This window comes from Arthrobacter sp. NPDC055138, assembly GCF_053607305.1.
The window spans coordinates 372978-397913 of record NZ_JBSGTH010000003.1 but is presented as its reverse complement, the minus strand read 5'-3'; the positions used below and the strand labels follow the sequence as shown (position 1 = coordinate 397913).

The following is a 24936-nucleotide window of genomic DNA, read 5'->3' as shown; positions in this document are numbered from 1 at the left end:
ATGTGGCCATGCCCACAGAAACCGGATCCGTCTCGCCCGAATCTGCTCCGTCATCCCGACAGGGGCAGCGGCCCTCGGCCGGCCCGTCCGTACCGGAGCGACTGGCCGAACAACTCAAGTCGCTGGGCGTTGCCCGGACCTTCGGAGAACCGCTGCAGCTGGGCGGCGATACCGTGGTCCCGGTGGCCCTGGTGCAGTACGGGTTCGGCGGCGGCGGCGATGCCGAGGGAGCTGCCGGCGGCGGTGGCGGCGGTTTAGCCCTGCCGGTCGGCGCCTACGTTGGACGCGGCGACGGGCCAGCGACGTTCCGGCCCAACACCGTTGCGCTGCTGGCTGTGCTGATTCCCTTGGTATGGACCGCCGGCCGGGCCGTGGCCCGGGTTGTCCGCGCCGCCAAGAAGTAGGCAGTGCTCCCGGCGGGGGTTTCCACGCGTTCGCTGGCACTGTCGGTGGTCGAAGGAGGCGCGCCAGCGCCGAGTAGAGACCGGTCGACCACCGGCGGATGACGGCACCCACTCGGCCTGCCGCCGGTGGACCCTAGCGGACGCTGGGGCGGAACCGTAGGCTCGGACGTAACAGCGGACAACACAGATTCGAGGACTTCCGATGAAACTGAGCCATATTCCGTTGCGCCTCTCCACCGGCGCGTTCATCCTCAACTCCGGGCTGGGCAAACAGAAACTGGACACGGACAGTGCCGTCGCCATGCAGGAGATGGGCGGCCGCGCATTTCCCCAGATACGGCGCATGGATCCGGAGAAATTCGGCAAACTGCTGGCCTACGGCGAAACCGCCCTGGGCGCGGCACTGCTGCTGCCGTTCGTGCCCAGCAGGCTGGCCGGACTGGGTCTGGCCGCGTTCTCCGGTTCGCTACTGGCCATGTATTTCAAGACGCCGCACATGACGGCCGAGGACAACGTCCGCCCCAGCCCCGAGGGCACCCCGTACGCCAAGGACGTCTGGATGCTCGGCATCGCCTTGGCACTGATCCTGGATCCCAAGAACAAGAAGCCGGCGGCGCTGCAGACCACCTAGCATCCAGCAACGGGGCACGACGGCGGAGCCAGGCCTCCCCCGCTGCCGTCCTCCCTCTCCACAGCCTCGCCTACCCGTGCCGGCCGCCGCTTCCACCGTGAGATGATGGAGGTCATGGCCGCACACACTTTTCCGCTGGTTGACGTCAGCGAAATCATCAGGCTGGTGGGCGGCGCCGCCTTTGCCCGCGGCAAGATCTATTCCTCCGACGGTTCCGTGGCCGAGCTCGACTGGGACCCTTCCGTCCGCCTCCTGACCGCCAAAGTCATCGGCACCGCTGCCCTGCCGTACCGCTGCCGAATCTATCTGGAGACCGGCACCAGCGGCCAGTGGCGTCCGGCCTCGGCCTCCTGCAGTTGCCCGGTGGGATCCGACTGCAAGCATGTGGCCGCCGTGCTCCTCAACAGCAACGGCAAGCACCTGATCACCAACCAGGCCTTTGCGCGCGAACCGGAACCGGAACCGGCCGGCTGGGAGGATTCGCTGGCGGGACTGATCGGCGGCACGCCGGACGGTGCCAAGGGCGGCGCGGGCAAACCGGCTAAGGCCAAGGCGAAAAGCACGTCCGGGCTGGGACTGCAGTTCGATTTATTGGAGCCCGGCCGCCGAAACGACCGCCAGTACCGGCCCTCGGGCCTCTCCCTGCCGCAGGCCTCAGCGGCTGGCCCCAGCTGGACGCGCAAGGCCGGCAACCGGCTGCGGGTGGGCGTCCGCCCCGTGCTGCAGAACGAGACCGGCCGGTGGGTGCGCAGCAAACTGCGCTGGAACACCATCAGCTACAAGACCTACGGCCTGCCGCTGGACGCCGAACAGCACCGCTGGTTCAGCCAGTTCGCGCCGCTGCACCGGGCCACCGGGCTGACCTACTTCGGCGAAGACAACGACTGGCTCTTCCTGGACGAATTCAGCAGCCCGCTGCTCTGGGAACTCTTCGCCGAAGCCAAGCGGCTGGGCATCGCGCTGATCGGCGCCAAGGCGGACACCGTCGTCGAGATCCGGGACCAGGCCGTGATCGGTCTGGACGCCCATCTCGACGGCGTGGCGCCGGCGGCCACCGCTACCGGCGGTCCAGCCGAGGCGAGCGACGGCGACGCCGGGGACCGCCCGGTATCCGCCGATCTGGTGCTCACCCCGTCGCTGCGGATCGATGGCCAAGAACTCCCCACGGACACGGCGGGCATCGTCGGAACCCACGGCGTGTATCACTATGCCTTCGCCGGGCAGACCGTCATCACGCTGGCTCCCACAGCGCATCCGGTCACGGACCAGGAAGCGAACCTGCTGCTCTCCGGCGCCCCGTTGACGGTGCCGGCCGCCGACGTCGAGCAGTTCATGGAGCGCTACTATCCGGCGCTCAGCCAGCGCATCGCGGTGGCCAGCAGCGACGATTCGGTCAATTTCCCGGAGATCGTTCCCCCGGCGCTGGTCCTGACCGCGTCCTACCGCAAGGGCAACGTCCTGCAGGTCGGCTGGCACATCGAGTACCGCCACGGGGACAAGCCGCTGCGGCTTCCGGTCGACGGGGAACCGGAGACCAGCCACTACCGCGACCTGCCCGCCGAGCAGGACCTACTGGTGGCCGCCGCGGCGGTGCCGGGCGTGGGTACGACGGCGGCGCGCACCCTGCGGGATATGGCCACCGTGGACTTCACCCGCTACGCGCTGCCCGCGCTGGAGCAGCTGGACGGCGTGCGCGTGGACATTGTGGGCGAGAAGCCCGATTACCAGGAGCTGACCGAAGCCCCCGAACTGACCATCAGCACGGTGGAGACGGAGGAGAGCGACTGGTTCGACCTCGGCGTCATGGTCCGCGTCGCCGGACGCACCGTGCCGTTCGGAAACATCTTCAAGTCGCTGGCCCGCGGCCAGACGCGGCTGCTGCTGGTGGACAAGTCCTACCTGTCGCTGGAGCAGCCGGTCTTCGACCGTCTCCGCCAACTGGTGGACGAAGCCCGGCAGATGCAGGACCGGGAATCCGGGGAACTGCAGATCAGCCGTTATCAGGCCTCGCTCTGGGAGGATCTGGAGGAAGTCGCCACCGAAACGGTGCAGGCCCGCACCTGGCGCGATTCCGTCCAGGGCCTGCTGGCGCTGGAGTCGGTGGAACAAACTCCCCTGCCGGCCGGTTTGGACGCTGAGCTCCGCCCGTACCAGGCCGAAGGTTTCAACTGGCTCGCCTTCCTTTGGCGGCACCGGCTGGGCGGCGTGCTGGCCGACGACATGGGGCTGGGCAAGACGCTGCAGGCGTTGGCGCTGCTGCTGCACGCCAAGCAGCATGGCGAACCGGCGCTCGCCCGCCCGTTCCTGGTGGTGGCACCCACCTCCGTGGTCTCGAACTGGGTCCACGAGAGCCGGCGCTTCGCCCCCGACCTGAAGATCGAGGGCATCACCGACACGCAGGTGCGTGGCCGCCGTCCGCTCTCAGAGATCACCGCGGAAGCCGACGTCGTGGTCACTTCCTACACGCTGTTCCGACTGGATTTCGAGACCTACCAGGAGACGGACTGGGCCGGGCTAATTCTGGATGAGGCGCAGTTCGTGAAGAACCGCGCCACCAAGGTCCATCAGTGTGCCCGCGACCTGCGCGCGCCCTTCAAGATGGCGATCACCGGCACGCCGATGGAAAACAACCTGATGGAGCTGTGGTCCATCTTCTCCATCGTGGCGCCGGGGCTGTTCCCGTCCGCGGTGCGGTTTGTTGACCAGTACCAGCGCCCGATCGAACGCAACCAGGACTCCGAACTGCTGCAGAAACTGCGCCGCCGGATCAAACCGCTGATGATGCGCCGCAGCAAGGAGGCGGTGGCCCGGGACTTGCCGGAGAAGCAGGAGCAGGTCCTGGAGGTGGAGTTGACGCCCAAGCACCGGCGGATCTACGACACCCATCTGCAGCGCGAGCGGCAGAAGGTCCTGCGCCTGGTCGAGGACATGGACAAGAACCGGTTCACCATCTTCCAGTCGCTGACCCTGCTGCGGATGCTGAGCCTGGATCCCTCGCTGGTGGATGCGAAGTACTCATCGGTGCCGTCCAGCAAGCTCGGTGTCCTGTTCGAGCAACTCGAAGACGTCATCGGCGAGGGGCACCGGGCGCTGATTTTCAGCCAGTTCACCAGCTACCTGAAGAAGGCCGCCCAACAGTTGGACGCGGCCGGGGTCGAGTACTGTTACCTGGACGGCTCCACCCGGCGCCGTGCCGAGGTGATCGAGAAGTTCAAGAACGGCAGTGCGCCGGTGTTCCTGATCAGCCTCAAGGCCGGCGGCTTCGGCCTCAACCTGACCGAGGCCGACTACTGCTTCCTGCTGGATCCGTGGTGGAACCCGGCGACCGAGGCCCAGGCCGTGGACCGCACGCACCGGATCGGCCAGACCAAGAACGTGATGGTCTACCGGATGGTGGCCCGCGGGACGATCGAGGAGAAGGTGATGGCCTTGAAGGAGCGGAAGGCCAAGCTCATCTCGTCGGTGCTCGAAGACGATGCCATGTTCTCCTCCAAGCTCACCGCCACGGATATCCGCGGCTTGTTCGGCGATTAGGCCTGCGGCCGGAGGGACGGCCCGCGCCGGCCATGCGGACGGATGCGCGGGCCCGGTGGCTGGCGGCACGCTAGTGCACGGTTACCTACTGCACGGTTACCTGCAGCAGGCGCCAGCCTTCCGGCACCTGCGCTTCGATGGCGGCCCGGGCGTCGACATAGGACTCCCCTTCGGCCGACAATTCCTTGGTTTCGACCGGCTGGATGATTCCCACAACTTTGACCACGGACTAAAGATATCCCCGTCCCCGCCGGGGCCGCGGCATCCTCGACCATGGTTCCGGTCACGTCCGCCGACAAGCCGCATCCCTTCAGGCCCGACGCCTAGCGCCGCAGCCGGGCGCCGCCGCCTTCCAGCATTGGCCGCCCCCGGGCCGGGCCCGACGGGCTCGGGCTAAGGTGGTAGGCGGGATCGTCCGTCTCCACGGGCCGTCCCGTCCACCGGACGAAGGGGGCAGGGTGCTGGCACTGGTACGCCACGGACAGACCGATTGGAACGCAGCGGGCCGACTGCAAGGACACACCGACGTGCCGCTCAACGGCTTGGGCAGGCAACAGGCGAACGACGTCGGCGCCTCGCTATCCGCTGGCGGCTGGGACGTTTTGGTGTCCTCGCCTTTGGGCCGCGCCGTGGAAACCGCGCAGATCATCGGCGGCCAGGTGGGTCTGGAACTGGCGGAAACGGTCCCGGAGCTCCTTGAGCGCGATTACCGCGGGATCGAAGGCACCGTGCTGCGCGGGATGGACCGGCCGCGCATCGACGAGCTGATGCGCCAGGCCGAACCGGAGGCGGACGTGGCCGTCCGCGGTATCGCCGGGCTGCAGGCGTTGGTCCGCACCTACCCGGAACAAAACATCATCGCGGTGGCGCACGGGACCATCCTGCGGCTCACGCTGAATGTGCTGCATGGAACGCCGCGGGACTACATCCTCAACGGCCAAGCAGTGGAACTGGACCCTGACGTGGTGCTCGGCTACCGCGCGGATCCGGACCAGTTGGCTGCCAGCCGGTCCTGACGACGGCGGGGCGTGCGGTGCCCGCGACCGTCCGGCCGGCGTCCTGCTGCTATTCGCCATCCAAACGCTGGTGCAGGGTAGCCACGTCGTGCGCGGAGAGTTCTTCGCGCGGGGCGCACCAGTCCACCCAGCGGTGCAGGAACGCGGTGAGTTCGGCGGGGTCAACCGGCTCCATGCCGCCTTCCGCCATCAGGGTCTCGCTGATCAAATCCAGCTTGACCGGGCTCACCCGGGTCAGCCGTCCGCCGTCGTAATCCCAGCTGTAGCCAAGGATCAGGTTCACCATGCCGCGTTCCGACGCTGATTCGTGCCCGGTCTCCCGCAGATAACGGGCGGCCATCTCGTCGATTTCCTCCTGCCGGACGGCCTCGATTTCCTCATCCAGGCTGCCGTCATCCGGCTCCGTGTCTTCGCCCTGCCGCGCCGCGCCGGGGCCGGCCACAGCGTCGTCGAGCTCTGCATAGTCCTCGTCGGAGAGCCAGTCCTCGCTCTCGTCCTCTGTCTCGTCCGCCAGCTCGATGATGGTGCGCAGCCAGGCCTGGGCCACCCAGCGGCGGGCGCCAAAGTCTTCATCCACCATGTGTTCGGGCAAATCCAGCGAAGCGTCAAGCCCTTCCCACGCATCCAGCGCGGCGCCGGTCAGGTCGGCATCGGCGTCGAGCACCAGCCCTTCTTCCTGGGCGTCTTCATTCAGGTCCTTGAGCGCCGCGACCGGGTCATCCACCAGCCCGGTTTCCATCACCGTCCCGCCGAAAATGTTGCCGTCCAGCAGCACCAGCAGGCCTACTTTGTCATTGCCGGCCGTGAATTCGAAGAGCATGTTGGCCTCGTCGCCGAAAGCGTCCGCATAGCGGTGCAAAGCCGTCACCGTCACCGGGTGTTTGGCCCACTCCGGTTCGGTGAAGCCGTCGGCCACCATCCGGTCCGCCAGCGTTTCGGCGTCGCGCCGCATGTCCGGGCGGTCGATCAGGAACGCCAGCGCACGCAGCATCGGCACCGCGCCGGGGCCGTTCCGGTCCTCGGCCAGGTCCAGCCACGCATAGAACAGCTCATTGCGGCGCTGCCGGCCGGCGTCGTCCTGGGTGTCCCACAGATCCAGCAGGTAGCCGCCCAGCGAATGGGCTTCGATCGGACTGGCCGTCTCCAAGGTGTCGGCAAACGGACGTTCCAGCTCGACATACAGTTCCAGCAGCGGGTCGCTGCCCGGGCCGGCCTGCCCGCCGGAGCCGGGCTGCCGGTTCTTCAGCTTTTTCGGCTTGCGTTTGCGGCTCACAGGACTCATGCCACGAGTCTGCCATGCCCTCGCCGCGAAGGTAACCGCCGCGGCGGGCACTGCGGTCAAAGCAGGGACTGGATTACCAGCCGCCACTTCTCCAGCCAGGCGGCGCTGCTTTCCGGATCCTGCCAGGACTCCTGGTTCAAATACAGGCCCTGGACCGGGACCGTGGCGCCCAGTTCCACCAGCACCGGCTTAAGCAGCAGCTCCGGCGCCAGGGCGTGGGCCGATCCGGCGCCGAGCATCAGCGGCACGGCCACCACTCCGGCCAGCCCGTCACCGGTGGCGAACTGGTCGAGGAACAACTTCAGCACTCCGGAGTAGGTGGCCTTGAAGGTGGGCGACGCCACGATGACCAGTTCGCTGCCCTGCACGGTCTTGACGGCGGCGGCCACGCCCTGATCGCCCCATCCCAGCAGGCCCGGGCCCAACGTCACTACATCCACCTGATGGTCCGCCGGCGCACCGGTGATCTGTTCGGCCAACGCTCCGGCGGCGGCCAGCGTCCGGGAGCCGGGTTTGGGGTTTCCTGCCACAACTGTCACGGTCATGCTCCGGACGCTACCGCGCCGGAAGGCCGAATCGCCAGCACGGGTCCGGTCATTGCGGTCCGTGGCGCGGCGTTACCCCATGTTGCCCATAGGAAACGTCTGCCCCGAATGTCACACTGGCCGCATGCCGTTTTACCAGGACGCCGCCGCCACCGACCCCCTGACGGCCATCCATCTGGTGCAGCGCACCAAGAGGTGCTTCCAGTTGGTGCAGCCGATCTACTACCGGGCGGATCCGGCTTCCGCCGTCATCCGGATTGCAGCGCACGATCTCTCCGCCGGGCTCAAGAACAACTCCACGGACCTGGCCTCGGTGCCCACCTGGATGTGGGGGCTGATCGCCAGCTACGGACGGCAGACTGCACCGGCCCTGCTGCATGACCAGCGGATGGCAACGTGCGCCGAACTACCGCCCAACGAGGCGCTGCGGCGGCGCCGGGGCTATGACGAGGAGTTCCGCCGCGCGCTGCTGGATACCGGAGTCGCCGCGTTGCGTGCCCGGCTGATGTGGGCGGGCGTATCGGTACAGGCCTATCTGGAACATTCCCGGGGCCGGGGGCTGCTGCTGGCGGCCTCCATCGGGGTGGCGGCGCTCGCGCTCATCGCCGGCATCTGGCTCGCCGCCGCCGGCGCCGGCCAGCTGCCGTTGGCAGGAGCCGTGCTGTTGACCGCCGTACTGAGCCTGGCGTGGACCCGGGACTGGCCGGTGGTCGCCGTCCTGGTTCCGGCGTTCGCCCTGTTCTCCCCCGTGTTCGCGGCAGCCGCGGCCGGCTCACTGCTGCTGTGGCTCTGCGAAAGCGGCTGGTGGGCCGTCAGCAAACGCTTCACCCAGCACCCCGGCCCGGCACCCGTCATCGGCCCCTTGACCAGCACCCCCCACCCATGATTCAGGTCACAATTTATGGCCTAATCATGCCGAAAGCGGCCCTCCGGAACACCCTCGAAAGCCGGCAGTTGGTTTGATTGGCACAACCAAACGGAATCGACTATGATTGAGGCATGCCCCCCAACCCCCGCAAGCAGCCCGATTCGGGCGTCATGATCCGTGACGCCGTGGCTCAGGTGGTGCGCTGGGCATCCCATGCCGACACGCGGAAACAGCTGTTTGATCCGCGCGAAGCCGGGCTGACGCCGACCGATGTCGCCCTGCTGGAGTACATCGACGACAAGGGCCCGGTCCGCGTTTCGGAGCTGGCCACGCAGCAAGGGGTGGACAAGTCCACCATGACTCCGCAGGTCCGCCGCCTTGAGGACAAGGGGCTGGTGGACAAGCAGGCGGATCCGGACGACGGCCGGGCCACCCTGCTGACAGCCTCCACGGCCGGCCGGCGGATGCACCGGAACATCGGCAAGGCCGGTGCGGCAGTTGTCGATGAGATTCTGGCGGATTGGACCGACGAGGACCGCGAAGCCTTTGCCCAACTCTTTACCCGTTTCGCCGAACAGCTCATGCGCGGTGAACCTTCACAACGAACCGACTCGGAAAGGAACACGACAGGCGATGTCATCAAAGGCTCTTGAGCAGGGTGGCAAACACGATCTGCTTTCGCTTTCTTCACGGCTGTCCGCCACCCGGCAGATGCTGGTCAGGAAAGTACGTACCGCCGGTCTGCTGTTCCCCTTGCTGACCCTGGCCGGCACCGCGGTGTTCTGGTCCATCGTCTGGCTGCTGGACACCACACCGGTCCATGCACTCTCCCCGGTCAACGCGCTGCTGCGGATCTACGGCACGGGCATCGCGGTGATAGCCACCATGCTCATCGTCGGCGCGTCCCTTTGGCTGATTGCCAAGCGGCTGGGCTACGCGGACAGGTTCACCGGTGCCCTTTTCGAGCATTCCGATGACATCGGCCCCGTTCCGTCCACCGACGGCAGCCTGCTCCAGAGTGCCGCTGCCCCGGCCCCGGTGGCCGACTACATTTTTGCGGCGCTGCCCGCTGCTCCGGCCCGGCTCCCCCTGGAGGCGGCCCCGAACGACGACGCCGCGCGGCCGGCTTTCGCCGCCACCGCACCGGCCCCGCAGGCCACGTTTACTCCCGCTGCCGTTACGGAACCGGACCTTCAGGCAAGCACGGCGATCGAAGGGGAAGCCCTGCTCGCCGAGCCGCAGGCACCGGAAGACAGCGGCCAGGATACTCCGGCCCGGCCGCTCACCAAGGCCAATCCACTCAAGAAAACCAAGGGCCGCAAGAAGTAGCAGCCCCTTAGACCAATGACCGGCGCCAGCGAACGGGCGCCGGTCATTTTCTTGCCCTCTCACGCGGGCTAGGCCCTCCCCCACCGCCCCGGGCCTTCTGCGCGCGGGATCAGGCGCTGGACGGATCCAGTTGGGCGGCCGCCACGGACTGGTGATCGGGGTGGCCCGTTTGCAGGGCATACATGCCGTAGACCACCGGGCCGGCGGCCACCAGTTCCGCGCAGTGCTCTCCGAGCCGTGGCGGTACGCGGCCGCCCTCGTCCCGAAAGGCCCGCACGGTCAGGTCGAACGCCAGGGGCGTGGACATCATGTGGTGGAGGCTGAAATCAGCCGCCGGATCGCCCACCCTGGCCGTGGTCCAATCCAGCACTGACCGGATTTCGTTTTCCTCGTCCAGCAGCAAATGGGCGGGGTAAAGCTCTCCGTGTACGAATGCGGTGAAGTCCGGCCAGTAGCTGTCGTCGCCGAGCCAGGCTGTCCAGCGCTCCATCAGCTCGTCGGCAATCCGGAACTCGGCGCTGACCGCGGCCAGATTGCTGCGCCATTCTGCGCGCAGCTCCGCAGGGGTCAGCACCGGGACGCCCTTAGCCCGAGCTTCATCAGCACCGATCCGCTGCAATTGGGCGATCAGACGCCCCAGCGAGGCACAGTAAGCCGGCGACTCGCGGTCGAAGTGCCAGACCGGTTCGCCGTCTTCCACCGTGAGGCCCAGTTCGCCGGGCAGTTCCGGATAGGCGATCAGGGAGCGGTTCCGGATCCGCCAGTCGGGGACCGCGGCGGAGATCTTGTTCTTGACCAGCTCCAGGATTTTCGCTTCATCAGAGATCTTGGCCGAGACGTCGGTCCGCCGGGGAATCCGCAGCACCCACCGCCTGCCGTCCTTGGCCGTCGCGAAGGCCACCAGGTAGTCCAGTCCGGCCTCATTGAACCGCACGGATTTTGGCTGGATCGTCATCCCGTTCTGGGAAGCAAGATCGGCCACGTAGTCCGGCGTGAATTCGTCCGCAGTAATCATGGGCACCTTCCTCGCACCTTGGTGCAACTGTAGCCACTAGCAGCAACCGGAGCCACGATTGCTTGCGCGGTCAGCCGACCCTACCCCTGCCGTCCGGCCGCACCGGCCAGCTCGCCGCGGGACGCTGCATCTTCCGCAAGGATGCGGGCGGCAGTCGCCCGGCCCATCCGCACGGCGCCGTCCACGTGCTGGTAGCCCGCGCCGGCCAGGTCGGAGCAGGACCAGAAAATCGGCCCCACCGGCGCCAGCTGGTCCTTGCCGTACCGGGACAGCCCGCCCAGGTCGTAGCTGGCGGCGTAGGCGCCGCGGGTCCACTCCTCGGAGCCCCAATCGGACTCGTAGTACACCACCGGGTCCCGTGCCGCAGGGCCCAGGTAGTCGGCGATGGTGGAGAGGATCGCGGCCTTGCGCTCCGCGGCGCTGAGCTCGAACATGGCGTCGGCCTTTTCATCGCTCACAAAACCGACCAGGGTGCCGCGGGAATCTCCGTGGTTGGTGTTGTCGTAGACCTCCTGCACTACCGCCCCGGCGCCGAAGCAGGTGCCGGAGAGGCCATCAGCCCGCCAGAACGGCGTCTCGTAGACAGCGTGGACCTTGATCACCAGGCCCAGCGACTGGTGCTGGTGCATCTGGTGCTGCCGGCGCGGCAGCGGCGGCTCGAAGGAGACCCGCGAGTACAGGTTCGGCGGCACGGCTATGACGGCATACCGCGCTTCTACGGCGACCCCGTCCGCGAGGGCCGTCACGCCGTCGTCGTTCCAGCGCAGCGTGCGCACCGGTGCGTCCAGCCGGACGTCCTCGCCCAGTTCGGCGGCCATCCGGAGAGACACCTCCTGCATGCCGCCCACCACGCGCTTGTCCAGGATGAAATCGTCGTCCACCAGATTGCTGAACGAGCCGGCCGACGCGGCCATCAGCAACGCCTGCAGCACGGAGAATGAATGCGCGGGCTTGGTCAGCATGCCGCCCGCCACGAACAGGCCGATGTTGCTGCAGGCTTCCTCATCGGCCGACTGCTGGCGCAGCCAATGGTGGAAGGAGATGGTGTCCAGCTCGCGCGCCCGCGGATGCGCCCAGGGCTCCTCGGCCCCCACCTCGGCCGCCAGCGCGTCCAGCAGGCCGATCAGCCGGTTCATTTCCGCCTCGGTGGAGTCACTGACCGGGAACATCGCGCCGGTGTAGCGCTCGGCCTCGCCGGCGCGATCCAGATAGACGCTCTGGCCCTCGCGGTAGCGACTGTAGGTCTCCAGGCCCAGCTCCTCGAGCAGCTCCAGCAGGGCCGTCTGGTCCGGCGACACCCATTGGCCGCCGATCTCGAGCATGGCGCCGTCCACCACATCGGTCCAGGTGCGGCCGCCCACCCGGCCTCGTGCCTCCAGCACCGCCACGGACAGGCCGGCCCGCTTCAGATCGCGCGCCGCGGTCAGTCCGGACGGTCCGGCGCCGATAACCACTACGTCCCGCTTCAACTTGCTCACTGTTGTTCAACTCCCGTTCGTCCTGCTGCGAACCGCGGCTAAGATCCCGCCCCGCTTAAATGAACAGCATTCATTTACGACAACTGTAACCGGCGCCACATGGTTTTGAAAAGCAGCGCGTAGGATGGTTACACGGGTTGTACCGCCGCAGCCCCGAGCGGACAAGGAAGAAGGAGATTGTCGTGACAGCACGCCTCGCGCCCGACGATGCCCCTGCCCCTACCTCGAACGGCCACCGGCCGGCCGGCCGCCCCACAGAGAAGCTGCTGTCCAAGGAACTGATGACGACGGCGGCGCTCGGCTTGATCGAGGCGCGCGGCTACGAGGCACTCACCATGTCCGGCCTGGCCCGCAGCCTGGGCGTTGCCCCGTCGGCGCTGTACAACCATGTGGCCTCCAAGCACGACGTCCTGCTGCTGCTCCAGGACCATTTGATGGCCCGCGTGGACGTGGCTGCTTTCTCCGAACTTCCGTGGCCGGACGCAGTGCGCCGCTGGGCCTGGTCCTACCGGGACGTCTTCACCCATCACGCCCCGCTGATTCCGGTCATTGCGGTGCTGCCCGTCACCGGCGCCCCGCACACGCTGGCCATGTATGAGGCCGTCGCCGCCGGCTTTCTGCAGGCGGGCTGGCCGGAGCCGCAGGTGGTGCCGGCGATCGTGGCCCTGGAGTCCTTCATTTTCGGCTCGGCGTTCGACGTGACCGCGCCCGCCGACATCTTCGAATCCGGCGGGCTGGCCGCGGCGAACCCGGTCTTCACCTCCGCGGTGAGGGCGCAGGATACCGGCACTGCTGGGTCCGCGGCGGACGCCGCGTTCCAGCTGGGGCTGGAGGCCCTGATCGCCGGCCTACAGGCACAGCTCAAAGCCGCCCAGTCCGTCTGACCCGGCGCAACGCCCCTGCCACCCTGCCATCGACTATTCGGATAACGCCCTTTTCAGGCCTGACAAGGGCGTTATCCGAATAGTCGATGTGGGTGGAGCGTCGGGTTACAGCAGCCGTCGGGCGCCGTCGGCCGGACGTACGGTGAACAGCTCCGGTCGCCGGAAGCCGCGGGCGGCGAAGGCCCGCAAGACTACATCCCGCACCGCGTCCACCTCGCCCGCCGGGACCAGGGCGATGGCTGAACCGCCGAATCCCCCGCCGGTCATCCGGGCACCCAGGGCACCGCCGTCCCGGGCGGCCGCCACGGCCAGGTCCAGTTCCGGGCAGGAGATCTCGAAGTCGTCGCGCATGGAAACGTGGCTGGCGTCGAGCATCCGGCCGATGGCCGCGGGCCCCTCGGCGCGCAGCGCTTCCACGGTGCCCACCACGCGCTGGTTCTCGGTCACGATGTGCCGGGCGCGGCGGAAGGTCTCATCGTCGAGCAACTGCTGCGCTTCCGGCAGCCGATCGAGCGGCACGTCGCGGAGCAGCGGCACGCCCAAGGCTTCCGCTGCCCTGGTGCAGGAGTCGCGGCGGCTGGCATAGTCGCCGGTGGCGTGGGCGTGCGAGACCTTGGTGTCCATGACCAGGCAGACCAGACCGGCGGCGGCCAGGTCCAGCGGCACCAGTTGCACCTCTTCGCTGCGGCAGTCCAGGAAGACGGCCGACCCGGCGGAACCGAACAGCGAGGCGTACTGGTCCATGATGCCGGTGGGGGCGCCGACCATGTCATTTTCGGCCCGGCGTCCGGCGGCGGCCAGCGCCCGCCGATCCAGCCCGGCCAGTCCCGGACCGGCGGAGTCCGGATCCCCGTCACCCAGTTCAGCCAACTCCGCCAGCCCCACCGCCACGGCGCACTCCAGCGCGGCGGACGACGACAACCCGGCGCCGACCGGCACCTCGGAGTCCACCAGCAGGTCGAATCCGGGCAGTCGCGCTCCGGCCTGCTCCAGCGCCCAGGCCACGCCCAGCGGATAGGCGGCCCAGCCGGCCACGCTGCCCGGGCGCAGGCCGTCCAGGTGCGCCTCCACCGCGTCGGTCCCGGACAGGACAGAGGCCACCCGGACCGTGCGGTCGCCACGGACGGCGAGCGCCGCCGTCGTTGTTTTGTCGATGGCAAAGGGCAGCACAAAGCCGCCGTTGTAGTCGGTGTGCTCGCCGATCAGGTTCACCCGTCCGGGCCCCGCCCACACCCCGGCGGGCGCGCGGCCGAAGCGTGCGGCGAAGGCGTCGGCGGTGCGCGCGGCCAGGGCGCCGGCGCTCACTGCCCGCTCCCGGCGGTCGCAGCATTTCCGGAGCCCGCCTCGCGCAGCGCCGCGGCGACCTGTTCGGGCAGCGTGTCGTTGATGAAGGCACCCATCGCGGCCTCGGAGCCGGCCAAGTATTTGAGCTTATCGGCCGCCCGACGCGGCGAGGTCAGCTGCAAGTGCAGGTAGCCGGATTCGCGCAGCGCCGGCTCCACGGGCGCCTGGTGCCAGGCGGCGATGTAGGGAGTGGGGCTGTCGTAAAGCGCGTCGAAGCGTCCCAGCAGCCGCGGGTACAGCTCCGCCAGTTCGTCCCGCTCGGCCCCGGTGAGCCCGGCAAGGTCCGGCACCGGCCGGTGCGGCACCAGGTGCACCTCCAGCGGCCAGCGCGCGGCGAACGGCACGTAGGCGCTGAAGTGCTCCCCCTCCAGCACCATCCGCGAGCCGTCGGAACGCTCCTTCGCCAGCACCGATCCGGTCAGTGTCTCCCGCCCTCCGGAGGCGGCATAGTGCTGTTGCGCGGCCGCCGCCATGACCGCCCCGCGCGGCGGCAGATAGGAATAGGCATAAATCTGTCCGTGCGGGTGGTGCAGCGTCACACCGATCTGGGCACCGCGGTTCTCGAAGCAGAATACCTGCCCCGTCCCTGGCAGCGCGCTCAGCGCCGCGGTCCGGTGCGCCCACGCGTCGATCACGGTCCGCACGCGGCGGAACTCCAGCCCGCCGAACGATCCGGTATGCGCCGAGGTGAAGGAGACCACCTCGCAGCGCCCGCCGGCGGTGTAGGCCCGGCCCCACTCGGGGTGATCCGGCACCGCCAGCAGGTCCGGACCGAGCGAGGGGAACCGGTTCTCGAACACGGCCACGTGGTAGTCCGCGGCCGGGATTTCGGAGGCATACTCGGGCGTGCTCGGGCACAGCGGGCAGGCATCGGCCGGCGGCAGATAGGTGCGGGCCTGCCGGTGCGCGGCCAGCGCCACCCACTCCCCGGTCAGCACGTCGTACCGCAATTCCCCGGCCGGCGGCCGCCCGGGCAAGTCGCGGGTGTCCCGGGCTGCCCGCGGAATCGGCTGTGCGCCGTCGTCGAAGTACAACAGTTCCCGGCCGTCCGCCAAGCGCGTGCTGGTCACCGCGGTGACCGGCTCGCCGTCGGGAACAACGACGCCGGTGCCCGCCGCGGGCGCTCCCCGTTCCGTCACGCCGGCTCCCCCGCCCCGGAGGCCACCAGCAGGTTGATGCCGAGTCCGGCGTAGCTGGAGCGGACCTCGTCCGGGATGCCCGCGTCGGTGATCATCGTGTCCACCGCGGCCAGCGGGACGATCGGGGCGAGGGCGCGGATGCCGAACTTGGTATGGTCGGCCAGCACCACCAGCCGGTCGGCCGACTCGGCGAGCGCGGCGTTCGTGTCCGCCTCGGCCAGGTTGGGCGTGCTCAGTCCGCCCTCGGGGTGGATGCCGTGCACGCCCAGGAAGCAGATGTCCACGTGCAGCGACCGGATCGCCGCGGTTGCAACGGGACCCACCAGCGCCTCCGACGGCGTGCGCTCGCCGCCGGTCAGGATCACCGTCGCCTCGCCGCCGGTGGAGCGCCGGGCCACGTCCGCCCCGGTCAGCGAGTTCGTGACCACCGTCAGCCCCTCCAGTCCGGCCAGCAGGCCGGCCAAGCAATAGGTGGTGGTGCCGGCCGAGATGGCAATCGTGGCGCCGGGCCGCAGCAGTTCCCTTGCGGCCCGGCCGATGGCCAGCTTCGCCTGCCGCTGCCTGCCCAGATTCACGCTGAACCCCGGCTCCGCCTCCAGGGTGCCGCGCAGTCTGGTGGCGCCGCCGTGGACCTTGCGCAGCACGCCCTCGCCGTCGAGCGCATCGATGTCCCGGCGCACGGTCATCTCGGAGACCTGCAGCGCGTGAGCCACTTCGGAGACGCGCACGGTTTCGCGGACGCTGAGTTCCTGCAGCAAATAGCGCCGCCGTTCCGGTGCCAACATGGACGGGCCTCCCCAGATCGATCAAATCCGCACTTTCTCCCTCAAAGTAGCACAGGAAAGCACAACGACGCCGGTGCCCGCCTGCGGAGGGCGGGGCACCGGCGTCGCGCTGACCCGGGGTGAACGGGCCCGCCGGGCGGGTTAGGCGGTCCGCTGGATCCTGGGCGCCCTCGCCACCGCGTCGCGTGCCGCGGCTGCCGCCTCGGCCAGGGCGTCCTCGTCGATGCCCGTCTGGTGTCCGGCCTCATGCATCGTCCGGACCAGTGCCTCGGTGGCGAGGTTGCCATGGGCGCCGGGCGCGAACGGACAGCCACCGAAGCCGGCCAGTGCGGCGTCGAAGCGGGTGACGCCGAGTTCCACCGCGGCGAGCGCCGTCGCGAGTGCCTGCCGGTGCGCATCGTGCAGATGCAGCGACAACTCTGCGTCCGGATGCGCCGTGCGCACGATGCCGAGTGATTCGATCACTCGGTCCGTCGGCGTGGTGCCCAGCGTGTCGGCGAGCCCGATCTCCGTCACGCCCATCGACGCAAAGCGGTCGACGACGTGCGCCAGGCGGGCCGCCGGGATCTCGCCTTCGAACGGGCAGGTGAAAGCGGTGGACACACCGGCGAGGAAATGCACGCCGGGGTGCCGGCGCACCGCTGCCTCCAGCCCGTCGAGGGCATCGTCGATTGTCTGGCCAGCGTTAGCGCGGCTGTGCGCCTCGCTTGCGCTGGTGACAATCTCGACCACCGCTGTGCCGGCGGCAACGGCACGCTCAATGCCGCGGTCGTTGAGCGTCAGTGCACTGACCGTGACCCGCTCGGTCAGGCCTGTCGCGACGAGGCCTGCCAGCACCGCCTCCGCGTCGGCCATCTGCGGGACCTTCCGGGGGTTGACGAACGAGGCCACCTCGATGGCGGGCACGCCGGCGTTGACCAGGAGGTCCGCGATGCGCAGCTTCTCCTCGGTGGGGACAACGCCGTCCTCGTCCTGCAGCCCGTCCCGCAGATAGACGTCGGTGATCCGGATGGCGGTCATGCGCCCAGCCCCGCCCGCGCGCCTGCAGGCTGGTGCGGCTCCTGCACCCTGGCGACGCCGGAGATCCGGGCAACATCCGCCGCGTCGTAGCCGGCGACCTCGGTGAGCACCTCGTGGCTGTGCTCGCCGAGCTCCGGTCCCAGCCAGCGGACGCTGCCCTCGGACCCCTCGATGATCGGCACGATTCCGGGGAAGCGCACCGGCTCCGGGGCGCCGTCAATGACGACGTCGTGCGTCTGCACCATGCCGCGCGCCAGGTAATGACGGTCCTCGGCGATGCTCGGCGCGTCGTACACCGGGGCGGCCGGGACCCCGGCGCCCTCGAGCGCGTCCAGTGCCTGCTCCAGGGTGCGGGCGCCCGTCCACGCGGAGATGATGCCGTTGAGCTCTTCCTCCCGGGCAGTGCGCGCCTCGGTCTGGCGCAGCGACTCGTCCTCGGCCAGGTCGGGCCGGCCGACGGCGTGCATCAGCCTGGCGAAGACCGATGCGGAGTTGCCGCCGATCACCACCTCCAGGCCGTCGCCGCATTCGTAGGAGCCGGTCGGTACCACGCCCGGCAGCCGTCCGCCGGTGCGCGTGCGGACCATGCCGTAGGCGTCGTAGTCGGGCACGAGCGACTCGAGCAGGCTGAACACCCCCTCGTACAGTCCGACATCGACCACTGAGCGGTTGGCGATGTCGCGGCCACTGGCGCGTTCAAAGAGGAGCATCAGCGCACCGATGGCGCCGTACAGGCCGGCGACGGTGTCCCCCATGCTGGCCGCCGCGCGCCCGGCCGGACGGTCCGGCTCGCCGGTCAGGAACCGCAGCCCGGCGAAGGCCTCCGCGGAGCTGCCGAAGCCCGCCCGGTCCTTGTAGGGTCCGGTCTGGCCGTAGCCGGAGATGCGCACCACGATGAGGTCCGGGTTGGCGGCCTTGAGCTCCTCGGGGCCGATCCCCCACCGCTCGAGCGTACCCGGGCGGAAGTTCTCAATCACCACGTCGCAGGTGGCGGCAATGCGACGGACGGCTTCCTGGCCCTCCGGGGTGCGCAGGTCCAGTGTCACCGAGCGCTTGTTGCGGGCAATCGTGCGGAACATCATCGAGGTGGAGCCGCGGGTCTTGCGCCAGTCGCGCAACTCGTCGCCGCCCTGCGGCCGCTCGACCTTGATCACGTCTGCGCCGAAGTCACCGAACAGGCGCGCGGCGAACGGCGCGGCGATGAAGCTGCCGAGTTCGAGCACACGGATGCCGGCGAGGGGTTTGGTGTTGGTCATGGATTCGCTCCTTTGAGAGCTGTAGTGGGAGAAGTCATGGCTGGTGCCGCTAGTCATCGGCTTTCCGATCCCTCGCATCGTCGTCGGCGCCTTGTCCGGCCGAGGCCGGCTGCAGCTCGCTCTGCCCGTCGCCGGAGGCAGCGTGTCCGGACGGCTGTCCTGCAGCCCCGGAGTCCTGGGGCTCCTTGGCGTACCCAAAACCGGTGGGTGCGTGCAGGTCTGCACTGGGATCCTCCAACTGGTTCGTCGCCACCTGGCGGCGCGACGCGAGGCCCCTTGAGAGGACACCGCTCCTGCGCAGCAGCGGCAAGAGCAGCGGCGCGGCAATAACCAGCAGGATCAGCGACGTGAGCGTGATCGCCAGCGGTCCGTCAACGAAAGTCGCCGGATCGCCGGCGGAGATCTGGAGCGCCCGGCGCAGGCTCGACTCGAGCATCGGCGCGAGTACCAGACCGACGACGGCCGGCGCCAGCGGGAAGCCGTACTTCTGCATGCCGTAGCCGACGAGGCCGAACACGAACATGGTGCCCATGCTGAACAGGTCGAAGCCGAGTGCGTAGGCACCGAGCGCGACGAAGGCCAATACCCCGCCGTAGAGCTTGGCGTCCGGGATCTTCAGCAGCTGGACGAACACTCCCACCAGCGGGAGGTTGAGCACCAGCAGCAGGACGTTGCCGATGTACATGCTCGCGATGATCGCCCAGATCAGGCCTGACTGCTCCGACATCAATTGGGGACCTGGCTGGAGCCCGTACATGGTGAAAACGAAGAAGAGCAGCGCCAGCGTGGGCGAGCCGGGGATCCCCAGCGTGAACAGCGGCACCAGGCCGCCGCCGACGCCGGCGTTGTTCGCCGCCTCGGGACCGGCAACGCCCTCGATCGCACCCTTGCCGAACTCGGCCTTGTGCTTGCGGGATAGGCGCTTCTCCAGTGGGTAGGAGAAGAAGGAGCCAAGGGTTCCCATGCCGGGCAGCAGGCCGACGAAGAAGCCCAGGAACGTGCCGCGGAACCATGGCACCGTCGACCGGCGCCAGTCTTCCTTGGTCATGAAGAGCTTGACCTTGCCGATTCCGGGCGTCGCCTCGGTATGGCGGCGGGTCAGGTTCGCGAGCGCCTCGGGTACGGCGAACAAGGCCATGGCGAAGATCGCGAAGTCGATCCCGCTGTTCAGTTCGAGGACGCCGAGCGTCATGCGCGGCATGCCCGCCTGCGCATCCATGCCGATCATGGCGACGGCCATGCCGAAGAGCGTGGAAATGCCGGCCTTGAGCCGGGACCCGCCGGTCAGGTTGGAGAGCATGATCAGGGCCAGGAGCAGCAGCAGGAAGTAGACGTTCGAGCCGAACGCCACCGATACAGCGGCCAGCATCGGGGCCATCAGCATCAACATGATGGTCGAAATGGTGCCGGCGACGAATGACCCGATCGCGGCGGTTGCCAGCGCCGGCCCGCCCCGGCCGCGCTTCGTCATCTCGTAACCGTCGATGGTGGACATCACGGTGCCGATTTCGCCGGGAGTGCGAATCAGGATCGAGGTGATTGAGCCGCCGTACATGGCGCCGTAGTAGATGCCGCACAGCAGGATGAGGCCGGTGACCGGGTCCAGGCTGAACGAGACCGGAATCAGCAGAGCGATGGCGGTGGTCGGGCCGATGCCCGGGATGACGCCCACCATCGTGCCGATGAGCACACCCAGAAAGGCGAACAGCAGATTGATCGGGGAGAGTGCGCTGGCGAAGCCGTCAGCGAGGTTGGCGAGGATATCCATTCCTACAGCACCCCCGCCAGCAGGCCTTGCGGCAGCGGCACGCGCAGCAGGTACTCAAACACCACGAAAACGATCAGGGGAAACGAGATGGCAAAAATGAGGTTGCTCTTCCACTTGGCCGGCGAGAAGTACGATGCGATGCCCATCAGGAACGCGACCGTCGACAGCAGGTATCCGACAGGAATGAAGGCGAGCACATACGCCCCGAAGATTGCGATGGTGACCCACAATCGCAAGCCGCCGCTCTGGGCCGGTTCCGTCTTCGCCTCGGCCGGGCGGAGCCGCAGGCCGCCAATGGCGACCGCGGCCCCGCCCAGGGCGAGAAGGACACCGAGAAGCGTCGGAAAGACGGCCGGGCCGATGACCGATGCGGATGAAGCGGCCGGCGGGGTCTGCAGCGCGATGATGGTGTAGGCGATGCCGACGCCGCCGACCACCGCTCCAGCGATGACGTCAGCTGGATTGCGTCCGAGATTCTCAGTGGTCATGGTTACTTCAGCGCGCCGACGCTCTGCAGGGCGGAAGTGAGCTGGGTGTAGGAATCTTCGAGGAATGCGTCCAGCTCGTCACCGGCAAGGTAGGCAGTGCCCCACTGGTTCCGCTCGGCGATTTCCTTCCAGGAGTCCGACTCCAGGAGTTCCTGCAGCTTCGTCTCCCAGTACGCGACCGCGTTCTCCGGCATGTTCGGCGGGCCGTAGACACCGCGCCAATTGGTCAGCGTGACGTCGTAGCCGAGTTCAACGGCGGTCGGAATCCCAGCCAGCGGCTCTTCGAGTCGGTCCTCGGACAGGACGGCCAGGCCGCGGAGTTCGCCGGCCTCTATTTGCGGTCCGTACTCCGTGACGCCGGAGACACTGGCGAGCACGTCGCCGTTCATCAGGGCCGTGAGGTACTCGCCGCCGCTTTCAAACGCGATGAAGTTGATGGCGGACGGATCGCCGCCGGCAGCCTCGACCAGCAGCGCCAGCGGCAGCTGGTCGTCGCCGTCGGCCGCGACCGGTACCGACTTCGGATCCTTGACGATCGCGTCCAGCAAGGCGTCGAGGTCGGAGTACTTGGAATCGGCCGGCACCGCCACCAGGAAGTTCTCGATCAGCAACCGGGCGATCACGGTCACGTCCTTGTAGTTCACGTCGCACATGCCGCGCAGCTCCATCGACTGCAGCGGCACCGAGGTCATCGCGATCTCATTGGAGGCATCGGCGTTCTTGTTGATCATGTCGTTCAGCAGCACGCAGCCCACCGACCCAGGACGGTTCTGCACGTTGACCTGCACGGGCACGGCATCCTCGCGTTCCATCACCTCGACCAGTGCACGGGCGGTGCCGTCCCAGCCCGAGCCGGGTTCGGAGCCGACGCTGAAGTTGATGGGACGGTTCGGATAATCTTCGCCGGCGTCGCCGCTTGCGGCGGAACAACCAGTCAGGGCGACAGCGGCGACGAGCATTGCCGTGCCTGCCATAAGGACACGCTTCATCGGGTTCCTCTCAAGAAAACATTTCCGGTGCGACCGAACTTGCAACTCTCATATTTTGGGAGTACATTTCAATCTGTGACAACGGACACAGTAACAGGGGTCGGTGTACTCGACAAGGCCATGTCGATAGTTGACGCGGTCGAGTTCCACCCGATGACCGCAACGGATCTTGCCCAACTCCTCAAGATGAACCTGTCGACCACCCACCGGCTGGCCACTGCGTTGACGCAGCACGGACTGGTCAGCCGCGGCGACGACGGCCGTTACGGCCCGGGCGTCAGGTTCGACATGAGCAACATCGCCTGGGCTTCCCGGCCCCTGCTCACGCAGTTACGCGACGAGACGTCGGAGACCGCCCAGCTGTGGGTGCGGCGCGGAGATGCGCGCCTCTGCCTTGAATCGGTCGACGCAGCGCAGGAGTTGCGGGTGACCCTGCCGGCTGGATGGATGCTGCCGCTTTCAGAGGGCGGTTCTGCGGCGTTTGTCCTGCTCAATGAATCCAGGCGGCGTGATGACGGCTCGGATCCCGGCTGGATCGAGAGCGTGTCGCAACGCACCGTCGGACTGTCCTCGGTGAGCGCGCCCGTGCGGGTAGGCGGCAAGGTTGTTGCGGCGGTCTGCCTCGGCGTGCCGCTGCCCCGCGTCCAGACCTCGCCCGGCCAACAGTGGGGCGAACGCGTGGTGGCGGCGGCCAACGAGCTGGCGCAGCGCCTGAACCGCTAGCATTCCGGTGGCGGGTCCGCCCAAAAGGGAGCTAGGCCCTGGCGCTCGAAGGGGCCCGGGTCTACACCGCGCGCCGCCGCGTGAGGCCGACAGGCCAAGCATCCTCATGGCTGTACCGGATACGCCACAACGGACGCTGGGGAAGTTTTTTCAATCCGTACTTACGGAGAAAACAGCATCTTTGTTGTGCGGAAGCCGGTCAAGCGGCTGCGGCCCAACGTGGCGCATCCTTAACACAGCAGTCTCGGCAGCACCGGCCCCTAACAGCAGGGGCCAGCGGAACGGTCCAAACACTGCGGGTCAGCTGCGGCGGGGAGCGGCAGCAGCCGGCATGATTCAGCCGCGGTGTTTTGCGGCACAGCTGACGCAGTACTGCGCCTCCGGCCTGATCTCCAGCCGTTCGCGCGGAATCGGGTTGCCGCAGGACGTACACCGGCCATAAGTCCCGGCCTCCAGCCGTTCGCGGGCTGCAGCAATGTTGGCCAGCGCCTTTTCCGTGCTGACCAGCAGCGCCACCTCGCGGGCCCGTTCCAGCGTGGCCGTGGAACCTTCGGGGTCATGCTCGTCGTCGGCCGGGATGTCGCGGGTCGCCTCGGTGACTTCCGCAATGTCCATGGTGAGACGTTCTACTTGTGCCCGGTCGGACGCCTCCCGCGCATCCAGCAAGGCAGCGAAGTGCTCCACCTCGTCCTGGGTTAGCTGGTCGCTCATGCTGGCCTCCCATCCTCGCGCAGTCCGGCGGTTTCCGAACCGGAGTGCCCCTAGAATACGCCGTTGCCGCAGACCCGGCGCGGTCGGCCGGAGAAAAGGCCGGGTTACTGCGCCCGGTCAGCCGTTGAGCTTGCCGGCCATCCGCTCGCGCATCGCCACGCTGGCGGCGTTCAGCCCGATGATCTGCACGTTCTTTCCGTGCTGACGGTACTTCTCCGTGATCGCATCGAGCGCCGCCACGGTGGAGGCGTCCCAGAGGTGGGAGGCGTGCATGTCGATGACCACTTGGTCCGGGTCCAGCGCATAGTTGAACTGGGTGTAGAGGTCGTTGGAGGAGGCGAAGAACAACTCGCCGTCGACCACGTAGGTGGCCGTTTCTTCACCGTTCAGCTCCAACACCGTCCGCTCCACCGTCACCAGGTGGGAGACCCGGTTGGCGAAGAGCACCGTGGCGGTCAGCACGCCGAGGCCCACGCCGATGGCCAGGTTGTTGGTCGCTACGGTGGCGACGACGGTGACCAGCATGACGGCTGTCTCGCTCTTCGGCATCATCTTGAGGGTCGAGGGCTTGATGCTGTGCCAGTCGAAGGTTGCCCAGCAGACGAAGATCATCACGGCCACCAGCGCGGCCATCGGGATCAGCGCCACCACGTCGCCCAGGGCCACTACCAGGATCAACAGGAACACACCGGCCAGGAACGTGGAGATCCGGGTCCGGCTGCCCGACGCCCGGACGTTGATCATGGTCTGGCCGATCATCGCGCAGCCGCCCATGCCGCCGAAGAAGCCGGTGATGATGTTGGCCGCCCCCTGACCCCAAGACTCGCGGGTCTTGGACGAACGGGTGTCGGTGATGTCGTCCACCAGCTTCGCCGTCATCAGCGATTCGAGCAGCCCCACGAAGGCCATCGCCAAGGCATACGGGAAGATCACTCCGAAGGTGTCCCAGGTCAGCGGCAGCTGCGGAAAGAACAGTGCGGGCAGGCTGTCCGGCAATTCGCCCTTGTCTCCCACCGTCGGCACGGTGATGGATGCGAACACCGTGATCAGCGTCAGTACCACGATCGCCACCAGCGGCGCCGGCACCACCGTGGTCAATTTCGGCAGGCCAAAAACAATCACCAGTGCCAGCGCGGTCAACGGGTACACCAGCCACGGAACGCCCAGGAGTTCGGGCACCTGCGCCAGGAAAACCAGGATGGCCAGCGCGTTGACGAAGCCCACCATCACCTGCCGCGGAATGAACCGCATCAGTTTGGCCACCCCGAGCAGCGCCAGCAGCACCTGGAACACGCCCGCCAGGATCACGGCGGCCACTAAATAGTCCAGGCCGTGGCTGTCCACCAGCGGGGCGATCACCAGCGCCACCGCACCGGTGGCCGCGGAGATCATCGCGGGCCGGCCGCCCAGGAAAGCAATCGACACGGCCATGGTGAAGGAGGCAAACAACCCGATGCGCGGGTCCACGCCGGCAATGACGGAGAACGCAATGGCCTCCGGGATCAGGGCCAGCGCAACCACCAGGCCGCCGAGCACTTCGGTCTTCAGCAGCCGCGGCGATTTGAGCGTCCGGAGTACGGACTGGCGCTCCTCGGGGGTCAGCTCCGGCTGCGCTGTCGTGGTGGGCACCAGTGGGCTCCGATCTTCTTGCGGGGGACCGATCAATTCTACCGGCGGCCCTTGCCCGCTGGGCTTCCATCCCCTCTGCCGCTGCCGCACCACCAGCG

At 68.0% G+C, this 24936-nt stretch carries 24 protein-coding genes; 9 read left to right on the top strand and 15 right to left on the bottom strand.

All coding sequences use genetic code 11. The features are described from left to right. Positions 1-8: 8 nt before the first annotated feature. The 3 genes from ACWF5H_RS09995 to ACWF5H_RS09985 all read left to right on the top strand — a co-directional run bounded on the left by ACWF5H_RS09995 (position 9) and on the right by ACWF5H_RS09985 (position 4569). Positions 9-404: a hypothetical protein gene (locus ACWF5H_RS09995; RefSeq protein ID WP_452036560.1), complete on the top strand. Its 396-nt coding sequence runs from the start codon at positions 9-11 to the stop codon at positions 402-404. 202 nt (positions 405-606) lie between these two features. Further along, positions 607-1035: a hypothetical protein gene (locus tag ACWF5H_RS09990; protein WP_452036558.1), complete on the top strand. Its 429-nt coding sequence runs from the start codon at positions 607-609 to the stop codon at positions 1033-1035. A 114-nt stretch (positions 1036-1149) separates the two neighbouring features. Continuing rightward, positions 1150-4569, top strand: coding sequence for a DEAD/DEAH box helicase (locus ACWF5H_RS09985; protein WP_452036556.1), 3420 nt, complete (start codon positions 1150-1152; stop codon positions 4567-4569). An 85-nt stretch (positions 4570-4654) separates the two neighbouring features. On the opposite strand, the gene ACWF5H_RS09980 is transcribed toward ACWF5H_RS09985, so the two are convergent. After that, a complete protein-coding gene (locus ACWF5H_RS09980; RefSeq protein WP_364646663.1) occupies positions 4655-4795 on the bottom strand; it encodes a hypothetical protein in 141 nt (46 codons plus the stop codon). Between the two features lie 232 nt (positions 4796-5027). On the opposite strand from ACWF5H_RS09980, the gene ACWF5H_RS09975 reads away from it, so the two are divergent. Beyond that, positions 5028-5585 carry a histidine phosphatase family protein gene (locus ACWF5H_RS09975; RefSeq protein WP_452036555.1) on the top strand — a complete coding sequence of 186 codons (558 nt, stop codon included), beginning with the start codon at positions 5028-5030 and terminating at the stop codon, positions 5583-5585. Positions 5586-5634: 49 nt separating this feature from the next. On the opposite strand, the gene ACWF5H_RS09970 is transcribed toward ACWF5H_RS09975, so the two are convergent. Next, positions 5635-6867: a hypothetical protein gene (locus tag ACWF5H_RS09970; protein ID WP_452036553.1), complete on the bottom strand. Its 1233-nt coding sequence runs from the start codon at positions 6865-6867 to the stop codon at positions 5635-5637. A gap of 56 nt (positions 6868-6923) precedes the next feature. Beyond that, entirely contained in the window at positions 6924-7412 is a 489-nt protein-coding gene (locus ACWF5H_RS09965; protein ID WP_452036552.1) for an NADPH-dependent FMN reductase, read from the bottom strand. 124 nt (positions 7413-7536) lie between these two features. On the opposite strand from ACWF5H_RS09965, the gene ACWF5H_RS09960 reads away from it, so the two are divergent. From ACWF5H_RS09960 to ACWF5H_RS09950, 3 genes are all read left to right on the top strand, one after another. Further along, entirely contained in the window at positions 7537-8298 is a 762-nt protein-coding gene (locus ACWF5H_RS09960) for a DUF1353 domain-containing protein (RefSeq protein WP_452036550.1), read from the top strand. A 113-nt stretch (positions 8299-8411) separates the two neighbouring features. Then, the gene (locus ACWF5H_RS09955) at positions 8412-8933 is read left to right on the top strand and encodes a MarR family winged helix-turn-helix transcriptional regulator (RefSeq protein ID WP_452036548.1); all 522 of its coding nucleotides are present in this window, start codon (positions 8412-8414) and stop codon (positions 8931-8933) included. Then, a complete protein-coding gene (locus ACWF5H_RS09950) occupies positions 8914-9609 on the top strand; it encodes a hypothetical protein (RefSeq protein WP_452036546.1) in 696 nt (231 codons plus the stop codon). The genes ACWF5H_RS09955 and ACWF5H_RS09950 overlap by 20 nt, the downstream gene beginning before the upstream one ends. Positions 9610-9718: 109 nt before the next feature. On the opposite strand, the gene ACWF5H_RS09945 is transcribed toward ACWF5H_RS09950, so the two are convergent. Further along, the gene (locus ACWF5H_RS09945; protein ID WP_452036545.1) at positions 9719-10624 is read right to left on the bottom strand and encodes a macrolide 2'-phosphotransferase; all 906 of its coding nucleotides are present in this window, start codon (positions 10622-10624) and stop codon (positions 9719-9721) included. An 80-nt stretch (positions 10625-10704) separates the two neighbouring features. Beyond that, positions 10705-12102: a flavin monoamine oxidase family protein gene (locus tag ACWF5H_RS09940; RefSeq protein WP_452036543.1), complete on the bottom strand. Its 1398-nt coding sequence runs from the start codon at positions 12100-12102 to the stop codon at positions 10705-10707. Positions 12103-12284: 182 nt separating this feature from the next. Between ACWF5H_RS09940 and ACWF5H_RS09935 the strand changes: the two genes are divergently transcribed. After that, a complete protein-coding gene (locus ACWF5H_RS09935) occupies positions 12285-12986 on the top strand; it encodes a TetR/AcrR family transcriptional regulator (RefSeq protein WP_452036541.1) in 702 nt (233 codons plus the stop codon). Between the two features lie 105 nt (positions 12987-13091). Here ACWF5H_RS09935 and galK read toward each other — a convergent pair whose 3' ends face one another. From galK to ACWF5H_RS09895, 8 genes are all read right to left on the bottom strand, one after another. Next, positions 13092-14291, bottom strand: coding sequence for a galactokinase (gene galK / locus ACWF5H_RS09930; RefSeq protein WP_452036539.1), 1200 nt, complete (start codon positions 14289-14291; stop codon positions 13092-13094). Next, the gene (galT, locus tag ACWF5H_RS09925) at positions 14288-15469 is read right to left on the bottom strand and encodes a galactose-1-phosphate uridylyltransferase (protein WP_452036537.1); all 1182 of its coding nucleotides are present in this window, start codon (positions 15467-15469) and stop codon (positions 14288-14290) included. Before galT ends, galK begins: the two co-directional genes overlap by 4 nt. Continuing rightward, the gene (locus tag ACWF5H_RS09920; RefSeq protein ID WP_452036535.1) at positions 15466-16254 is read right to left on the bottom strand and encodes a DeoR/GlpR family DNA-binding transcription regulator; all 789 of its coding nucleotides are present in this window, start codon (positions 16252-16254) and stop codon (positions 15466-15468) included. The genes galT and ACWF5H_RS09920 overlap by 4 nt, the downstream gene beginning before the upstream one ends. Before the next feature lie 141 nt (positions 16255-16395). Continuing rightward, positions 16396-17274 carry a hydroxymethylglutaryl-CoA lyase gene (locus ACWF5H_RS09915; protein ID WP_452036533.1) on the bottom strand — a complete coding sequence of 293 codons (879 nt, stop codon included), beginning with the start codon at positions 17272-17274 and terminating at the stop codon, positions 16396-16398. Next, positions 17271-18530 (bottom strand): CaiB/BaiF CoA transferase family protein, encoded by a 1260-nt coding sequence (locus ACWF5H_RS09910; RefSeq protein WP_452036531.1) that lies wholly within the window; start codon positions 18528-18530, stop codon positions 17271-17273. Before ACWF5H_RS09910 ends, ACWF5H_RS09915 begins: the two co-directional genes overlap by 4 nt. 49 nt (positions 18531-18579) lie before the next feature. Next, complete coding sequence (locus tag ACWF5H_RS09905) at positions 18580-20298, bottom strand: tripartite tricarboxylate transporter permease (protein WP_452036530.1); 1719 nt, start codon at positions 20296-20298, stop codon at positions 18580-18582. Positions 20299-20300: 2 nt separating this feature from the next. Continuing rightward, positions 20301-20786, bottom strand: coding sequence for a tripartite tricarboxylate transporter TctB family protein (locus ACWF5H_RS09900; protein WP_452036528.1), 486 nt, complete (start codon positions 20784-20786; stop codon positions 20301-20303). Positions 20787-20788: 2 nt separating this feature from the next. Beyond that, complete coding sequence (locus ACWF5H_RS09895) at positions 20789-21775, bottom strand: Bug family tripartite tricarboxylate transporter substrate binding protein (protein WP_452036527.1); 987 nt, start codon at positions 21773-21775, stop codon at positions 20789-20791. 120 nt (positions 21776-21895) lie between these two features. On the opposite strand from ACWF5H_RS09895, the gene ACWF5H_RS09890 reads away from it, so the two are divergent. Then, the gene (locus ACWF5H_RS09890; protein ID WP_452036525.1) at positions 21896-22498 is read left to right on the top strand and encodes an IclR family transcriptional regulator; all 603 of its coding nucleotides are present in this window, start codon (positions 21896-21898) and stop codon (positions 22496-22498) included. 336 nt (positions 22499-22834) lie between these two features. On the opposite strand, the gene ACWF5H_RS09885 is transcribed toward ACWF5H_RS09890, so the two are convergent. Then, positions 22835-23209: a TraR/DksA family transcriptional regulator gene (locus tag ACWF5H_RS09885; RefSeq protein ID WP_452036524.1), complete on the bottom strand. Its 375-nt coding sequence runs from the start codon at positions 23207-23209 to the stop codon at positions 22835-22837. A gap of 117 nt (positions 23210-23326) precedes the next feature. After that, positions 23327-24811 carry a SulP family inorganic anion transporter gene (locus tag ACWF5H_RS09880; RefSeq protein WP_452036731.1) on the bottom strand — a complete coding sequence of 495 codons (1485 nt, stop codon included), beginning with the start codon at positions 24809-24811 and terminating at the stop codon, positions 23327-23329. Positions 24812-24936 lie beyond the last annotated feature (125 nt).

What these genes read in the sequence shown, in the direction of transcription:
- ACWF5H_RS09995 (WP_452036560.1), top strand. Translation starts at nt 9, where the DNA reads ATGCCCACAGAAACCGGATCCGTCTCGCCCGAATCTGCTCCGTCATCC.
- ACWF5H_RS09990 (WP_452036558.1), top strand. Translation starts at nt 607, where the DNA reads ATGAAACTGAGCCATATTCCGTTGCGCCTCTCCACCGGCGCGTTCATC.
- ACWF5H_RS09985 (WP_452036556.1), top strand. Translation starts at nt 1,150, where the DNA reads ATGGCCGCACACACTTTTCCGCTGGTTGACGTCAGCGAAATCATCAGG.
- ACWF5H_RS09970 (WP_452036553.1), bottom strand. Translation starts at nt 6,867, where the DNA reads ATGAGTCCTGTGAGCCGCAAACGCAAGCCGAAAAAGCTGAAGAACCGG.
- ACWF5H_RS09965 (WP_452036552.1), bottom strand. Translation starts at nt 7,412, where the DNA reads ATGACCGTGACAGTTGTGGCAGGAAACCCCAAACCCGGCTCCCGGACG.
- ACWF5H_RS09960 (WP_452036550.1), top strand. Translation starts at nt 7,537, where the DNA reads ATGCCGTTTTACCAGGACGCCGCCGCCACCGACCCCCTGACGGCCATC.
- ACWF5H_RS09955 (WP_452036548.1), top strand. Translation starts at nt 8,412, where the DNA reads ATGCCCCCCAACCCCCGCAAGCAGCCCGATTCGGGCGTCATGATCCGT.
- ACWF5H_RS09950 (WP_452036546.1), top strand. Translation starts at nt 8,914, where the DNA reads ATGTCATCAAAGGCTCTTGAGCAGGGTGGCAAACACGATCTGCTTTCG.
- ACWF5H_RS09945 (WP_452036545.1), bottom strand. Translation starts at nt 10,624, where the DNA reads ATGATTACTGCGGACGAATTCACGCCGGACTACGTGGCCGATCTTGCT.
- ACWF5H_RS09920 (WP_452036535.1), bottom strand. Translation starts at nt 16,254, where the DNA reads ATGTTGGCACCGGAACGGCGGCGCTATTTGCTGCAGGAACTCAGCGTC.
- ACWF5H_RS09915 (WP_452036533.1), bottom strand. Translation starts at nt 17,274, where the DNA reads ATGACCGCCATCCGGATCACCGACGTCTATCTGCGGGACGGGCTGCAG.
- ACWF5H_RS09910 (WP_452036531.1), bottom strand. Translation starts at nt 18,530, where the DNA reads ATGACCAACACCAAACCCCTCGCCGGCATCCGTGTGCTCGAACTCGGC.
- ACWF5H_RS09905 (WP_452036530.1), bottom strand. Translation starts at nt 20,298, where the DNA reads ATGGATATCCTCGCCAACCTCGCTGACGGCTTCGCCAGCGCACTCTCC.
- ACWF5H_RS09900 (WP_452036528.1), bottom strand. Translation starts at nt 20,786, where the DNA reads ATGACCACTGAGAATCTCGGACGCAATCCAGCTGACGTCATCGCTGGA.
- ACWF5H_RS09895 (WP_452036527.1), bottom strand. Translation starts at nt 21,775, where the DNA reads ATGAAGCGTGTCCTTATGGCAGGCACGGCAATGCTCGTCGCCGCTGTC.
- ACWF5H_RS09890 (WP_452036525.1), top strand. Translation starts at nt 21,896, where the DNA reads ATGTCGATAGTTGACGCGGTCGAGTTCCACCCGATGACCGCAACGGAT.
- ACWF5H_RS09885 (WP_452036524.1), bottom strand. Translation starts at nt 23,209, where the DNA reads ATGAGCGACCAGCTAACCCAGGACGAGGTGGAGCACTTCGCTGCCTTG.